3 protein-coding genes are annotated in these 1670 nt (G+C 50.0%); all 3 read right to left on the bottom strand.

The window, feature by feature from the left end; all coding sequences use genetic code 11:
- On the bottom strand, positions 1–473 hold a 473-nt coding region (locus ALMA_RS08420; protein WP_420807212.1), incomplete at its 3' end, for a DDE-type integrase/transposase/recombinase.
- A gap of 194 nt (positions 474–667) precedes the next feature.
- Positions 668–982 carry a transposase gene (locus tag ALMA_RS08415; protein ID WP_158520688.1) on the bottom strand — a complete coding sequence of 105 codons (315 nt, stop codon included), beginning with the start codon at positions 980–982 and terminating at the stop codon, positions 668–670.
- Positions 983–1038: 56 nt separating this feature from the next.
- Positions 1039–1317, bottom strand: coding sequence for a transposase-like zinc-binding domain-containing protein (locus ALMA_RS08410; protein ID WP_420807211.1), 279 nt, complete (start codon positions 1315–1317; stop codon positions 1039–1041).
- Positions 1318–1670: the final 353 nt, after the last annotated feature.

Here is a 1670-nt window from a genome sequence, read left to right as displayed (position 1 = left end):
TCAACCCGCTGACTATAGACACGGCTAATGTATTGAACCCCGTGATCAGAATGATGAATAAGCCCCTGTGTCGTATCCCTTATCGAGGCCCACACGAGTGCCTCGTTCAAAGCAGGAAGGGCTATATCCTCAGTTTTCAGACTCGTCGCGCACGTCCAGCCAACTATTCGACGCGAGTACGCGTCAGTAATAAACGCTGTATACGAGAATCCCCACGACTTGAGCCTAACGTACGTGATAGCCGCCACATGCAGCCGATTCGGAGCCTGAGCCTGAAAATGACGAGAGACTAAATCAGGTCTTCCCCCACTACTACGGGCAGGACGCGTCGTGCGTGGCGCTTTACCCGTAAACGAGCCCTGCACGCCGAGTTCACGCATAAGCATATAAACTTGATCACGACCTACCTCACTGGCGCTCCACCCTTGAGATAGCAGCTGGTGGTAAGTTTTGCGATACCCATAGCACGCCATGAAGAAATCCTCATGCATCAACTCGATATCGCGTTTCAACGCTTCATGACGAGCCGCGCGTTTACTCACAGGCCGTTTCTTGAATGCTCGATACGCGCGCTCGGTGATAAACCCACCCACGAAAGCATCATTAAGGACTTGACACATCTGGCGTATCGTATACTGCTGGCGATACTCGTCCAGAAACTGGACCGCTATGGCTGTTTCGGGGCGAGTCGTGACGCGAAAAAAGCTGAAGCCGATACCAAAATCTCGTTTGCTCGCTTCAACTCCGCATTTTCTTTCTTTAACCGAGTATTCTGCGCGAGTAAATCCGTTGCAGACATGTTCTGCGCTACTGCTTCTTCTCGTATAGCTTGTTTACGCCACCTGCGTAGTGACTGACTACTAACACCCAGTTGTCTGGCCGTCTCAGTGAATGCTTCAGCTTCATTATCATACGTTGAGAACGCTTGTTCAAGCAGGCGGACTGCTTTATCTCTGAACTCTTGCGAATACGGTACTGTCATAGTTCCTATCATCTCCTAGAACTTGTCACGAAACGCGGAACCAAAACCAGTGCACATCAGTCACTATCCTCGCTACGCTGGGGAATAAGGTTCCAACACCATGCTATGCGTTTTCTAAAGCCGCGCGCTGCGTCGGGTTGGCGTGATGCACCCAGAAGCCACGACAAGAACTCTACGAGGTGTTTATACGGTTTGTGACTTACTCCTGGTTTACGGCTGGTTAGAGTGCACGATGTGCACATCCAGCGTTGCCTATGGTAGCGGTCTCGACCGTTTTTCTTCATACGCGTATGACATACAGGACACTGTGGCGCTTGGGCAGAAACATGTCTCATACCTTCTATGACACACCCACAAGGTATCAGAAGAAAACCTCAACACGCCCTAACACCAAGAAACACAACGCCTAACACAAACTTAAGCAATAACTTTAGTTCCTATATGCCTACATCGGCGAAAATAGCGCTAAGCATATCCCTGCTACGAGGAAGCTATACATGCGATTATGGAATCGCTGCTTATCCGAACTCCCATGACCGTTCATGGCGAACTCCTTATCTTCTCTCACCTCTCATCAGCTGTAATGCGAGGCTTAAGGATAAGTATACCAACAGAAAACAAAAAAATCTCCCCAGAACGGGAAGATTCCACGAAAGTGTCCGGAGCGGGACTTGAACCCGCACGCCCG

The sequence above is a fragment of the Alloscardovia macacae genome (assembly GCF_002259705.1).
Taxonomy (GTDB): domain Bacteria; phylum Actinomycetota; class Actinomycetes; order Actinomycetales; family Bifidobacteriaceae; genus Alloscardovia; species Alloscardovia macacae.
The sequence above is the reverse complement of the archived record's forward strand: the minus strand, read 5'-3'. Positions and strand labels throughout refer to the sequence as shown.